Source organism: Chryseobacterium sp. GQ58 (assembly GCF_059758895.1).
The window spans coordinates 377,706-390,135 of sequence record NZ_JCAXEH010000004.1 but is presented as its reverse complement, the minus strand read 5'-3'; the positions used below and the strand labels follow the sequence as shown (position 1 = coordinate 390,135).

At 35.4% G+C, this 12,430-nt stretch carries 12 protein-coding genes and 1 pseudogene; 8 read left to right on the top strand and 5 right to left on the bottom strand.

The genetic code is table 11. The features are described 5' to 3' along the window. Positions 1–36: 36 nt before the first annotated feature. On the bottom strand, positions 37–873 hold the full coding sequence (locus AC6CHK_RS13290) for an alpha/beta hydrolase family protein (RefSeq protein ID WP_498096903.1): 837 nt from the start codon (positions 871–873) through the stop codon (positions 37–39). Positions 874–1,114: 241 nt separating this feature from the next. Here AC6CHK_RS13290 and AC6CHK_RS13285 point away from each other — a divergent pair, with 241 nt between their 5' ends. The 3 genes from AC6CHK_RS13285 to AC6CHK_RS13275 are packed head-to-tail and all read left to right on the top strand — an operon-like array spanning position 1,115 to position 3,273. Beyond that, a complete protein-coding gene (locus tag AC6CHK_RS13285) occupies positions 1,115–1,888 on the top strand; it encodes a HipA family kinase (protein WP_498096902.1) in 774 nt (257 codons plus the stop codon). Continuing rightward, positions 1,875–2,258 (top strand): DUF3037 domain-containing protein, encoded by a 384-nt coding sequence (locus AC6CHK_RS13280; RefSeq protein WP_498096900.1) that lies wholly within the window; start codon positions 1,875–1,877, stop codon positions 2,256–2,258. The genes AC6CHK_RS13285 and AC6CHK_RS13280 overlap by 14 nt, the downstream gene beginning before the upstream one ends. Positions 2,259–2,280: 22 nt before the next feature. After that, entirely contained in the window at positions 2,281–3,273 is a 993-nt protein-coding gene (locus AC6CHK_RS13275) for an alpha/beta hydrolase fold domain-containing protein (RefSeq protein ID WP_498096898.1), read from the top strand. Between the two features lie 24 nt (positions 3,274–3,297). On the opposite strand, the gene AC6CHK_RS13270 is transcribed toward AC6CHK_RS13275, so the two are convergent. The 3 genes from AC6CHK_RS13270 to AC6CHK_RS13260 all read right to left on the bottom strand — a co-directional run bounded on the left by AC6CHK_RS13270 (position 3,298) and on the right by AC6CHK_RS13260 (position 7,026). Further along, positions 3,298–4,125 carry an alpha/beta hydrolase gene (locus AC6CHK_RS13270; RefSeq protein ID WP_498096896.1) on the bottom strand — a complete coding sequence of 276 codons (828 nt, stop codon included), beginning with the start codon at positions 4,123–4,125 and terminating at the stop codon, positions 3,298–3,300. Positions 4,126–4,189: 64 nt separating this feature from the next. Then, positions 4,190–6,520: an ATP-dependent helicase gene (locus tag AC6CHK_RS13265; protein ID WP_498096894.1), complete on the bottom strand. Its 2,331-nt coding sequence runs from the start codon at positions 6,518–6,520 to the stop codon at positions 4,190–4,192. Between the two features lie 137 nt (positions 6,521–6,657). Further along, on the bottom strand, positions 6,658–7,026 hold the full coding sequence (locus AC6CHK_RS13260) for a response regulator (RefSeq protein WP_498096892.1): 369 nt from the start codon (positions 7,024–7,026) through the stop codon (positions 6,658–6,660). A 258-nt stretch (positions 7,027–7,284) separates the two neighbouring features. Here AC6CHK_RS13260 and AC6CHK_RS13255 point away from each other — a divergent pair. The 5 genes and pseudogenes from AC6CHK_RS13255 to secG all read left to right on the top strand — a co-directional run. After that, positions 7,285–7,338, top strand: a pseudogene (locus tag AC6CHK_RS13255) (bacteriocin-like protein); the annotation flags it as partial. Positions 7,339–7,359: 21 nt separating this feature from the next. Continuing rightward, entirely contained in the window at positions 7,360–7,497 is a 138-nt protein-coding gene (locus tag AC6CHK_RS13250) for a hypothetical protein (RefSeq protein WP_498096913.1), read from the top strand. A gap of 108 nt (positions 7,498–7,605) precedes the next feature. Beyond that, positions 7,606–8,919 carry a M16 family metallopeptidase gene (locus tag AC6CHK_RS13245; protein ID WP_498096890.1) on the top strand — a complete coding sequence of 438 codons (1,314 nt, stop codon included), beginning with the start codon at positions 7,606–7,608 and terminating at the stop codon, positions 8,917–8,919. A 105-nt stretch (positions 8,920–9,024) separates the two neighbouring features. Beyond that, the gene (locus AC6CHK_RS13240) at positions 9,025–11,070 is read left to right on the top strand and encodes a M16 family metallopeptidase (protein ID WP_498096888.1); all 2,046 of its coding nucleotides are present in this window, start codon (positions 9,025–9,027) and stop codon (positions 11,068–11,070) included. A gap of 129 nt (positions 11,071–11,199) precedes the next feature. Further along, a complete protein-coding gene (secG, locus tag AC6CHK_RS13235) occupies positions 11,200–11,541 on the top strand; it encodes a preprotein translocase subunit SecG (RefSeq protein ID WP_498096886.1) in 342 nt (113 codons plus the stop codon). A 49-nt stretch (positions 11,542–11,590) separates the two neighbouring features. Here the strand turns inward: secG and AC6CHK_RS13230 are convergent, their stop codons facing one another. Next, positions 11,591–12,430 (bottom strand): glycosyltransferase family 2 protein, encoded by an 840-nt coding sequence (locus AC6CHK_RS13230; protein WP_498096884.1) that lies wholly within the window; start codon positions 12,428–12,430, stop codon positions 11,591–11,593.

The following is a 12,430-nucleotide window of genomic DNA, read 5'->3' as shown; positions in this document are numbered from 1 at the left end:
AACTAAAAGGAGCGAAATTTTCGCTCTTTTTTACCTTTACAATTTATCTTTAATAAAATCAACACATTTTTCAACTGCAACATTCAGGTCTTTTGGTAATTTCTTTTCTTCCCAAGGCTCTTTTGCACCAAATGTATGATTGGCATTTTCAATCAGAAAAAGCTCAGAAATCGGGTTAAGAATATGAAGATGTTCAGCACTTTTCAAGCTTACGCTTTCATCATTTGTACCGTGAATAATTAAGAAGTGTGCTTTTGCCATTTCCGCGGCTCTTTCTACATCAAAACTAAGCGCATTCTGTTCAAAATCTTCATAAAACTGATAATAATGAGGCATTTCCTGTTTTGTTCTTGCATTTAAAATGTAATAAACGCCTTTTTCTTTCCAGTTTTCAATTTGCTCTTTTGGAAAACGGTCTAAAGTATCAACGCTTGCCAAAGTAATCAATCCGTTAATCCTTTCATCCTCAAACGTTTTGATAATAGAAATCCCACCGCCTCGGCTGTGTCCGATCAAAACAATTTTCTGATCATCAACTTTAGGATCTTTGATAAAATATTCGATTACTGTTCCCAAATCCGAAAGTTCTCTAGAATAATTATTATTTCCGAAAGCTTCAAGATCATCAAATTGATGAGGATCTCCAACCGTTGTTCCATTGTGAGAAAAATTAAATTTAACAAAGAAAAAGCCTGCTTCGGCAAACTTTTCTGCCATCAAATTCCACGCGCCCCAGTCTTTATAACCTTTGTAACCATGAACAAAAATTATTAATGGAAGTTTTTCATTTGTTTCCGGATAAAATGCATCTGCAAGAAAATCTCTGGTTTCAGGGTTTGAAATGATGATATTTTGTTTTTTGATGATATTCATATTTTATTTTTTCAGTTGTTGATTAATCGCAAAGGCGCAAAAAAAATCAGAAATTTTAATTTTTAAGATTCGATTAGTAAATTAAGCTCAATCAATTTTATCGAAGATAAAATCCTTGCGTCTTAAAAAAATTCATATAAAAATTATTTCTTTGCGCCTTTGCGTTTTACCAACAACTATAATTTCATTTAAAAATATTAAAAATAGAACTAAACACAAAGTAAAATCTTATTTTTGCTTTATGTTGGATTTAAGAACGGTTACCGTGATGCGTTACATTCTGCCGCTTCGGGAAGGAGGCTCTCTTCCGGCTTTGGCAGAAGCTGATGATGATTTTAAGTATGTTTTAAAATTCCGTGGCGCAGGTCATGGCGTTAAAATGCTGATTTCAGAACTTTTGGGCGGAAAAATCACTGAAGCTTTAGGCTTGAAAATTCCGGAATTGGTTTTCGCAAATTTGGATGTCGATTTTGGAAGAACTGAAGCTGATGAAGAAATTCAGGATTTATTGAAACTTTCGGAAGGCTTAAATTTAGGTTTGCATTATCTTTCAGAATCCATTGCTTATGATCCAAGTGTAAAAATTGATCCGCTTCTGGCTTCAAAAATCGTCTGGCTGGATGCATTTATTACCAATATCGACCGTACTTTCAAGAATACCAACCTTTTGATGTGGCATAAAGAATTGTGGGTGATTGATAATGGTGCTTCATTTTATTTTCATCATTCATGGCAAAATTTTGATACGGCAGCAAAAACGCCTTTTAAATATGTAAAAGACCATGTTTTACTTCCACAAGCGACAAAACTGGATGAAGCCGATCTGTTTGCAAAAGAGGTTTTAAATGATGTTATTTTCAGGGAAATTGTTAATTTAATTCCTCAAGACTGGCTGCATTGGAATGATGCTGAAGAATCGCCGGATGAAATTCGTGAAGTGTATTTTCAGTTTTTGAAAACACGATTAGAAAATTCTCAAATCTTTGTAAACGAAGCCAAAAATGCAAGAGGATAAAATATACGAATACGCGGTAATACGCTTGGTACCGAAGGTTGAAAGAGAAGAGTTTTTCAATATTGGGCTCATTATGTTTTCAAAAAAAGAAAAATTTATTCGTGTAGAATTTTATTTATGTCCAGATAAATTCAGGCTGATGCGCAGTGAACTCGATTATGAAGATATCCTTCAAAACCTGCAAAGCTTTCAAAAAATTGCCAATGGCGAAAAAAATGGCGGACCAATCGCTCAGCTCGAAATTCCTGAACGTTTTCGCTGGCTGACCGCGGTGAGAAGCTCTGTTGTGCAAACTTCAAAACCTCATCCCGGAAAATCTAAAGATCTGAATACTACTTTTGGTAAACTTTTTGAGGAGTTAGTAAAATAACCAACCTCATTAAATATTCTATATGAAATCAAGCATTACCGTGATCCGCAGGTTTTTCCTCGGCCTGTTTTTTATTCTATTTTTTGTATCAATAATTTCCGGACAAAAGCCTAGAAGTATTTTACTTGAGCAAGAAACCGACGTTTCAGAGAATATCGCATACAAAAACGGTGATGATGGAAATCCTGTACTTCTGGATATTTACAGGCCTAAAAATATATCTGATAAAAAAATACCTGTTGTTTTATATCTTCATGGCGGCGCTTGGGTGGAAGGCGACAAAATAATTGAACCGGACAATTATGTAGAAAGTACAATTCTAAAACTTGTTAAAGAAAATTATGCAGTTATAAGTATCAATTATCGTTTGGTTAATCAGCAAATTCATTTTCCGGAACCTATAAAAGATACTAAAGACGCTGTACGCTGGGTTCGTAAAAATGCTGGAAAATACAATCTTGATGCTGAAAATATAGGAATGTGGGGAGTTTCGGCAGGAGCCCATCTTTCTTTATTGACGGCTTATACACAAGATCACGAATTTATCGGAGACCCGGAACTTTCAAAATATTCAGCAAAAGTAAATTATGTAATCGATAACTTCGGGCCTTCGGATATGAACAGATTATTGCACACCCGAGCTCCAAAACCGTTGCTTTTTCTTGTCGGTTTGATTTCAAAAAAAATTATAACCTTAAGAAATAAGCTCATCATGGGAATTACAGGCATGAATGCCGAAACCGATAAAAAGCAAATTGTAGAATTCTGCAAAACAATCTCTCCATTGAATTATACTCAAAACACGGTTCCTACTTTAATTCTTCATGGAAATAAAGACAAAGTAACACCAATAAGACACTCAAAAAGGTTAAAGAAAATGCTGAGAAAAACAAATACGCAGCATTCTTTGATTATTGTAAAAAAAGGAAACCACGGATTTAAAAATACCGACGAAGCTTATCAGAATGAACTTAATAAAGCAATGGTTGCTTTTGTCGTTTCGCAGAAAAAATAAAATTAATATTCAGTTAAAAAAAAATTATTTGTTGCTTTTCTTCAGTTTTTCAACCCTTTTAATTTCGTTTAAAAGTAATGGAAATGCGGGATGTGCCATTGCGCCATGATCGAAACCGTCAAGTTCGTAAAGTACTGTTTCTTTGTGGCCTTTCAGCTTCATCATTCGCCACATATATGCGTTTTCTTCGTATCTTCCGAGCAATTCCTTTTCGCGGTCACCTGTAATTAAAAGTAGCGGCGGAGCATCGGCCCGGATAAAATGAAGTGGCGCCATTTCGTCAATTCTTGCATCAAGCTCATCAATTCCTTTTTCTTTTCTTGTCGTAAAATGGCTGATCATTTGTCCGCTAAAAGGAATAATTCCTGCCAATTGATTTGCGTTTATCTGATATTTATTTAAATACGATTGATCCAAACCAACCATTGCAGCAAGATAACCACCCGCCGAATGGCCTGTAATAAAGATCAAATCTTCGCTTCCTCCATATTTTTTAATATTCCTGAAAACCCAAGCTGTTGCCGCAGCGGCATCTTCAATATATTTCGGAGCATTTACTTTTGGAGACAACCTGTAATTAACGCCAACAATGGCAATTCCTTTATTTTTTAATTCTTCGGGAATATCTTTATGTCCGCCGGTGATTCCGCCGCCGTGAAACCAAATAACCGTTGAAAAATTCTTTATATTTTCGGGAACATAAATATCCAAAACACATCTTTCATTAATATATGCATCCGATTTATTGATCTTTTCATCGTAATAATGAATGTTGCTTAGCGTCTTGTATTCCTGAGAAAATAAAGGAAACGAAAACAGAAACAGACATATTGTAAAAAGAAATTTTTTCATAGATTTTTAAAATTGATCTTGAAATTTATGAGACGTTTGTTTCGAGATTGCTTCGCAATGAAAATTAAATCTTCGTTAGTTTAGCATATTTTAAGATCAGATTCTTTTCGCCTTCGTGCATAAAAATCACTTTTGCTTTGATATTCTGAGGATCTGTTCCGTCTAAAAATTTAACTTCACCAATACCAAAACGGTCATGTCTTACTTTGTCGCCCACTTCAATATCTTGTGAAGAGGCTCCGCTCGGATTGATGATCTTTGCGGTGCTTACCGGTTTTAGCTTTCTTGGTTCGGCGATTGGCTTATCTTTTTCGGTACGTTCGATCGTTTTCTTTTCTACTTTTTTGAAACTTCTCGGCTCTGTTGGATATTCATCAAAAATATTTGAAGTAATCCCGGAATGATTTACAAATCTGCTTTCTATAGCCGGATTCAAAAATTCTATATATTGCTCGTCAACTTCACTTAAAAATCTCGAAGGCTCTGCATCTGTAATTTTGCCCCATTGAAAACGCGAAACCGCATAAGAAAAAAACACCTGTTTTTCAGCTCTTGTGAGCGCAACATAAAATAAACGCCTTTCTTCTTCAAGATCTTCTCTCGTTGCAGAACTCATAAAGCTCGGGAAAAGATTTTCTTCGAGTCCAACCAAATGAACAACAGGAAATTCCAAACCTTTTGAGAGGTGAATCGTCATTAAAGAAACCATATCTTCATCATCATCTTTTCTTTGTGTATCAGCGGAAAGTGCGATGTTTTCAAGGAAATTCGGCAAGCTCGGATCTCCGTCTTCCAACTGCATCTGCTCTTCAATAAAACCTTGCATCGAGTTCATCAATTCCTGTACGTTTTCTATCCGCGAAATTCCTTCCGGAGTTTGATCGTCTTTTAAAAACTTGATTAAACCACTTCGTTTGGCAACTTCCATCGCAACATTGTAAGCGGTTTCGGTTTTTAGCAATACTTTAAACGCTTTGATCATTGACCAAAAATCATTCAGCTTTGTAAGAACGCCATTATTAAAAGCTAATTGAGGCGCATACATCGGAAGATTATCTAAAACTTTAGCAACAGAAACATTTTGAGCATCAGCAAAAACGATCAGCTTATTTTGCGTTGTATCGCCAATTCCCCGCGTTGGATAATTGATGATTCGCATTAAAGCTTCAGAATCGTCTTCATTCACCAAAAGACGCAGATAACCGATCAGATCTTTAACTTCTTTTCTTTGATAAAATGACAAACCTCCGTAGACTTTATACGGAATATTTTTACGTCTCAAAGCATCTTCAAAAGCACGCGTCTGAGAATTTGTTCGATACAGAATAGCAAAATCGCTGTATTTTCTCTGGTCACGATTTCTCAGTTCCCAGATATTTCCGGCAACAAAATTGGCTTCATCAGCATCGGAAAGTGAGCGGTAAATTTTGATCTTATCCCCTTCTTCATTATCACTGAAAACATTTTTCTTAAATTGCTGAAGGTTTTTTGAAATCACCGCATTCGCAGCGTTTACAATATTCTGTGTCGAGCGGTAATTTTGTTCCAAAGAGACCGTCATCGCATCCGGATAATCTTTTTTAAAGTTTAAAATATTATAAATATTCGCTCCACGGAAAGAATAAATCGACTGTGCATCGTCTCCAACCACACAGATATTTTCAAATTTTGAGGCTAAAGCTTTCACGATCAGATATTGCGAATGATTGGTATCCTGATACTCATCCACCAAAATATATCTGAATCTGTCTTGATATTTCGCTAAAACTTCCGGAAATCTTGTCAACAATTCATTGGTTTTCAACAAAAGATCATCAAAATCCATTGAACCGTTTTTATAGCATTGTTCAACGTATTTCTGATAAATTTTCCCGATGAATTTCATATTGGCTTTTTCATCAGCTTCAATCAGTTCCGGATTGTTGTAATATGCTTTTACGGTAATTAAATTATTCTTGTAAGTCGAAATTCTTGCCTGAACTTTTTTAGGTTTATAAAGATCAGCGTCAATATTCATATCCTTCAGCACCTTTTTGATAACATTGAGCGCGTCCTGCTGATCGTAAATCGTAAAATTGGAAGGATAACCCAAATAATGCGCCTCACTTCTCAAAATCCTTGCAAAAACAGAGTGAAAAGTTCCCATCCAAAGGCTTCTCGCATTGCTTTGTCCGACAACTTTTGCGATACGTTCTTTCATTTCTTTTGCCGCCTTATTGGTAAAGGTCAACGCCAAAATATTGAAAGGATCTACTCCATTGGTAATCAAATGAGCGATACGCATCGTAAGCACACGTGTTTTTCCGGAACCTGCTCCGGCAAGCACCATCAAAGGTCCTTGTAAAGTGGTAACGGCTTCATATTGTGATTCATTGAGTCCTTTCAGATAATCCATACAGCAAAAAAATTTGGGAACACAAAATTAGTGTATTATAAGGAGAATTCAAATTTTTAACAATCAAGGATTTAAGGTTTAAAATAAAAAAACAGCAAATTATTATTTTGCTGTTCTATATTTATAAAGATGTGTTGTTATTTTGCATAATGCTTTATTCTGTCTACCATATCCCCCAAATCAAACGGTTTTGCGATAAAAGCGTCTGCACCGGCATCTAAAGCCGACTGTTCCAATCCTCTGCTTGCAGACATTATTAAAACAGGAATATCCCGCAGGTTTTCGTCTGACTTGATGACTTTACAAATATCTCTTCCGTCTTCCCCGGAAAGCCACATATCCATCAAAATAACATTGGGTTTGGATTGGCTATCCAATGTTTTCAGCATATCTGAACCTTTATAAAATTTTCCAATCTGAAATCCTTCAAAATCAAGCATCATCTCAATAGAATCAACGATTGCGGGGCTGTCATCCACCACTAAAACTTTTGTCGAACTAGGCATTTTATTTCAATTTTTACTTCTGGGTGTCTGTAGCAAAAATCAGACCCCTTTACTTTTTATAATTTCAGAAGAAAATGTAAAGTTCTAATCAGTAACCGTATATTCCTTCGCCTGTCCAACGGTCAAGGATTGCCGTTTGATAGTTCGATTCAGGGATTCTTAAATTTTCATATTTATTAAAAAAAACACAATATTCATATTTATAGTTGAAATATTTTTCGTAACATTACAAAACACATCATTAAAATTCTTATTAAAATGAAAAATTTAAAAAAACTTTCTAGAAACGAACTTAAAAAATTAACTGGAGGAACAGGGGACAATGTTTGCGGAATGACTTGTGCATCTGGTCAGGTTATATCTATGCATCATTGCGATAGCTGCGCACCAATGAGCGGAGGAGCTGGGATGGGATGCGCCGTAAGTTCACCAATTGGCGGCGGTCAGTATATGATAGCTGAACAATGTTGATTTAGAACATTTATATTTTAAATTTAAAATCTACATTTGAATATGTAGATTTTTTATTTGTAACAAATACAGTAAATTTAGTACTAATTGATAAAACAATTTCTATTTATGAAAAAACGACTTCTTAGTGCTGTAGCAGCTGCTTTTTTTGGAGTAATGCTAAATGCACAACAAATCAAATTCGAAGAGTACACTTTGCCAAATGGCCTGCATGTAATTCTTCATCAGGACAATACCGCACCGGTGGTTACCACAGGTGTAATGTATCATGTTGGTTCTAAAGATGAGGTAAAAGGTAGAACGGGTTTTGCCCATTTTTTTGAGCATCTTTTATTTGAAGGAACTCCAAATATTAAAAGAGGCGAATGGTTTAAAATTGTATCTTCAAATGGTGGACAAAACAATGCCAATACAAGTAATGACAGAACATATTATTACGAAACTTTCCCTTCAAACAACGAGCAACTAGGACTTTGGATGGAAGCTGAAAGAATGCGTCATGCACAAATCAACCAAATTGGTGTAGATACGCAAAGAGAAGTTGTAAAAGAGGAGAAAAGACAAAATTTAGACAACAAACCTTATGGAAATCTTTTTACAGCTATTTTAAAGAATCTTTTTACCAACCATCCGTATCATTGGTCACCAATCGGGTCTATGGAAGATTTGAATTCAGCAAAATTAGATGAATTTAAAGCGTTTTATAAAAAATATTATGTTCCGAACAATGCAACTTTAGTCGTGGCGGGAGACATCAACCCTGAACAAACTAAAAAATGGATCAAAGAATATTACGGAGGTATTCCTAAAGGAACCACTTATCCTAAAAACTTCCCGAAAGATGCTCCAATTACTCAGGAAAAAGAAGTAACGGCGACAGATCCAAACATTCAGCTTCCTGCTTATATTTTTGCATACAGAACACCAGGTAACAAAGAAAAAGATGCGTATGCTTTAGATATGCTTTCCTCTTATTTAAGTAGCGGAAAATCTTCAGTTTTATATAGAAAATTGGTAGATCAGGAGAAAAAGGCGCTTCAAGTAGCTGCTTTCAACCAAGGTCTTGAAGATTACGGTATTTTTGCATTCTTCGCAATTCCGATGGGAACTACATCGAAAGCTACTTTACAGGCAGATATCGATGCTGAAATCAAAAAACTTCAGACTACATTGATTTCTAAGGAAGATTACCAAAAGCTTCAGAACCAATATGAAAATCAGTTTGTAAATCAGAATTCAAGTATTCAGGGGATTGCTGCTTCTTTGGCAACAAACCATGTATTGATGGGAGATACCAACTTAATCAATAAAGAAATAGACATTTACAGATCAATCACAAGAGAAGATCTTCAAAATGCTGCTAAAAAGTATCTTAATCCTAACCAAAGAGTAATCATTAATTACGTTCCTGAAAAAAAGTAATCTTTTAAAATAGATTCAAGATATTAGATTTAAACCTTATTAATAGTTTTAAATCTTATAAATATCAACAATTAAATAAGGATTATTAAAAATTAAATTTTACAAATGAAAAAGCAATTAACATATATAGCGGTAGCATTTTTATTCACAGGAATGCTTTCTGCCCAAAAAATAGATCTTAATGCAATGCCGAAGCCGGGACCAACTCCTGAAATCAATATTGCAAAACCAAAAACTTTCCAGCTTAAAAATGGCTTAACCGTAATGGTGGTTGAAAACAACAAACTGCCAAGAGTAAACATGAGCCTTTCTATGGACAGACCTCCTTATTACGAAGGTGAAGTTGTAGGAGTAAGCCAAATCATGGCGGATCAGCTGGGTAACGGAACGACAACTTTAAGCAAAGACGAATTCAACAAAAAAGTAGACTTCTTAGGCGCAAACATCGGATTTTCTTCATCGGGAGCTTCTTCGAATTCACTTTCAAAATATTTCCCGGAAGTTTTGGGATTAATGTCTGATGCAATCATCAACCCTAAATTTTCTGCTGATGAAGTTCAAAAATCAAAAGAAAGAGCAATCGAAGGCTTAAAAGCTGACGAAAAAAATACTTCTTCTATTGCTTCGAAAGTTTCAAGAGCATTAACGTACGGAAAAAATACAGCAAGAGGGGAATTTGAAACTGTAGAATCAATTAACAAAATTCAGCTAGCCGACGTACAGAATATTTACAAAAAATATTACGCTCCGGATAATGCTTATCTTGTAATTGTAGGCGATGTAAAGTATGAAAAAATAAAGCCGATGGTTGAAAAGGCATTCAGCAACTGGAAAAAAGCCAACACTACTTTCGCACCTTTACAGCCGGCTTCTAACGTAGCCAAAACCGAGATCAATGTAGTAGACGTGCCTTCTGCGGTACAATCTGTAGTTTCTGTAGGAAACATCAATACGCTGCAAATGAAAGACCCTAATTATTTCCCTGCTACAATTGCAAACTACATCTTAGGAGGTGGTGGTGAAGCAAGACTTTTCATGAATCTTCGAGAGAAAAACGGATTTACATACGGTGCCTATTCAAGCATGACCGCAAGCAAATTTTCTCCAGAATTCTCTGCTGAAGCAAGCGTAAGAAATGAAGTTACCGATAAGGCTGTAAAAGAATTCATGAACGAGATCAATGCTATCTCTTCAGTAAAACCAGACGAATTGGCAAATGCTAAAGCAAAATTAAAAGGAAGCTTTATCTTAGCTTTGGAACAGCCTGCAACGATTGCAAGATTTGCTGTTAACCAAAAAGTTCAGGATCTTCCTGCAGATTTTTATACTAATTATTTAAAATCTATTGATAAAGTAACTGCTGCAGATGTTTCAAACGCTGTGAAAGCTACTGTTTATCCAAATCAAAGCAGAATTTTCATTGCAGGTAAAGCATCTGAAATCTCTGAAGGTTTAGAAAAATTGGGTTATCCTGTAAAGTATTATGACAGCAATGCAAACCCTGTTGCAAAACCAACTGCACAGAAGGTTGATGCAAGTGTTACCGTTGCTTCAATTGCAGACAAATATATCAATGCAATTGGAGGTTTATCTGCTGTGCAGAAAATAAATTCTATCACAAGCGAAGCTACTATTTCGATGCAGGGTCAAAACATTGATTTTAAAATAGTTAAAGCTCAAGGTGGAAAAGAGATCACAACAGTATCTGCAATGGGCCAAACTGTGCAAAAACAGGTTTTTGACGGAAAGTCAGGTTATTCTGAGCAAATGGGGAACAAAGTAGTCATGACCAAAGAAGAAATTGCTGATAACTTGAAAAACACTGAACTTTTTGAAGAATTAGGTTTCAAAAAATCCGGAGATTACAAATTGGCAGGAATTGAAAAGGTAAACGGTGAAGATTCTTATGTTGTAAAAACTGATAATAAAACTTATTATTACAGCGTAAAAACAGGTCTTAAAACCGGGGAAACTGAAACTACAAAAGTTCAGGGGAAAGAAGTGACCATTCCAACTACTTTTTCTGATTACAAAGAAGTCGCAGGCGTAAAAATGCCTTACACGATCTCTGTAACCCAAATGGGAATGGATATGACCATGAAAGTAAAATCTTATCAGGTGAATCAGGCAAAAGATTCTGATTTCAAATAAGAATAATTTAAATATTATAAAAGCGGTGACTATGTTGCCGCTTTTTATTTTATCAACATTTGCTAACATCTTTTTTTGCCATTCGATAAAAAAAGATTAAATTTGCCCATTCTAAAAGATATCAAATTAATGGATACTATATTTACACTATTGATGGTTCTTATTATGATTGCCAGCGTTTTATTGGTAATCGTTGTTATGGCTCAAAACCCAAAAGGTGGAGGCCTTTCAAGTACATTTGGAGGTGCATCTTCTGCACAGTTTGGAGTACAGAGAACCAACGACTTTATGGAAAAAGCAACCTGGTCTTTGGGCGCGGTAATCATCATTCTTATTATGATAAGCGTTGTGGTAACCGGTAAACCTACAAAATCAGCACCTGTACAGCCAGTTCCTGTAAAAACAGAAGCACCTACTCAGAATGCACCAGCTTCTCAATCGGCTCCGGTATCTGTACCTGCTTCCAAATAATAAAATAATTATTTAAGATAAATAAAAGCAACTCGATTGAGTTGCTTTTTTATTTTAATTTGATCCGTTCTATATGATGTCTGAGCCTTAGTCCAGCTTTTAAAAATGAATATTGCAGAGGCTTGTTGCTTTTATAATATTTATCGATAAAGATGTGCATGGCTCCGTAGAATCTTTCGAGATAAAGCTCATCTTTTACGGTACTTTCGCCTTTGTGATGCAGAATCGAAGCTTTGCCATAATAATAGTTCTGATAGCCGTTTTTCAGTAACGTATAGCACAAATCAATATCTTCACCATACATAAAATAAGCTTCATCCAAACCGCCAACCTTTTGATAAACCTCTTTTTTTACAAGAAAAAAAGCACCAGTAATCACTTCTGTTTCTGCAACTTCAAATTCGCCGATATCGTTTCTGTAATAAGATTTTGAATCTTTCTTTTTAAAATTGGTAAACAGCTTTTCAAAAGAATTAAACATATCCGGAACCGAACGTTTGCTTTCAGGTAAAAAATTCCCTTCGGCGTCATGCATTCTTATACCAAGACAACCGAAATTGCTCTTGGAATCTGCAAAGTCTAAAATATCCTTCATATAAAACCCTTCCAATTCCGTATCGGGATTTAAAATTAAAAGATAGTCTCCGTTTGCGGTTTCAATGGCTTTATTGTTTGCTTTGGCAAAACCTTCGTTCTTTTTAGAAATTATAAAATTTACTTTTGGAAATTCAGGAATGAGATCGCCCCACGAGCTGTCTGTTGAGTTGTTATCAATCACAATCACTTCATAATCAATATCAGTCACACACCGCTTAATCGACAACAGGCAATTTCTCAGCAGTTGCGTTACATTATAATTGACGATGATTATTGAAAGCTTCCTTTTCAT

Coding starts and splice junctions, on each gene's coding strand:
- AC6CHK_RS13290 (WP_498096903.1), bottom strand. CDS start 873: ATGAATATCATCAAAAAACAAAATATCATCATTTCAAACCCTGAAACC.
- AC6CHK_RS13285 (WP_498096902.1), top strand. CDS start 1,115: ATGTTGGATTTAAGAACGGTTACCGTGATGCGTTACATTCTGCCGCTT.
- AC6CHK_RS13280 (WP_498096900.1), top strand. CDS start 1,875: ATGCAAGAGGATAAAATATACGAATACGCGGTAATACGCTTGGTACCG.
- AC6CHK_RS13275 (WP_498096898.1), top strand. CDS start 2,281: ATGAAATCAAGCATTACCGTGATCCGCAGGTTTTTCCTCGGCCTGTTT.
- AC6CHK_RS13270 (WP_498096896.1), bottom strand. CDS start 4,125: ATGAAAAAATTTCTTTTTACAATATGTCTGTTTCTGTTTTCGTTTCCT.
- AC6CHK_RS13265 (WP_498096894.1), bottom strand. CDS start 6,520: ATGGATTATCTGAAAGGACTCAATGAATCACAATATGAAGCCGTTACC.
- AC6CHK_RS13260 (WP_498096892.1), bottom strand. CDS start 7,026: ATGCCTAGTTCGACAAAAGTTTTAGTGGTGGATGACAGCCCCGCAATC.
- AC6CHK_RS13250 (WP_498096913.1), top strand. CDS start 7,360: ATGACTTGTGCATCTGGTCAGGTTATATCTATGCATCATTGCGATAGC.
- AC6CHK_RS13245 (WP_498096890.1), top strand. CDS start 7,606: ATGAAAAAACGACTTCTTAGTGCTGTAGCAGCTGCTTTTTTTGGAGTA.
- AC6CHK_RS13240 (WP_498096888.1), top strand. CDS start 9,025: ATGAAAAAGCAATTAACATATATAGCGGTAGCATTTTTATTCACAGGA.
- secG (WP_498096886.1), top strand. CDS start 11,200: ATGGATACTATATTTACACTATTGATGGTTCTTATTATGATTGCCAGC.
- AC6CHK_RS13230 (WP_498096884.1), bottom strand. CDS start 12,430: ATGAAAAGGAAGCTTTCAATAATCATCGTCAATTATAATGTAACGCAA.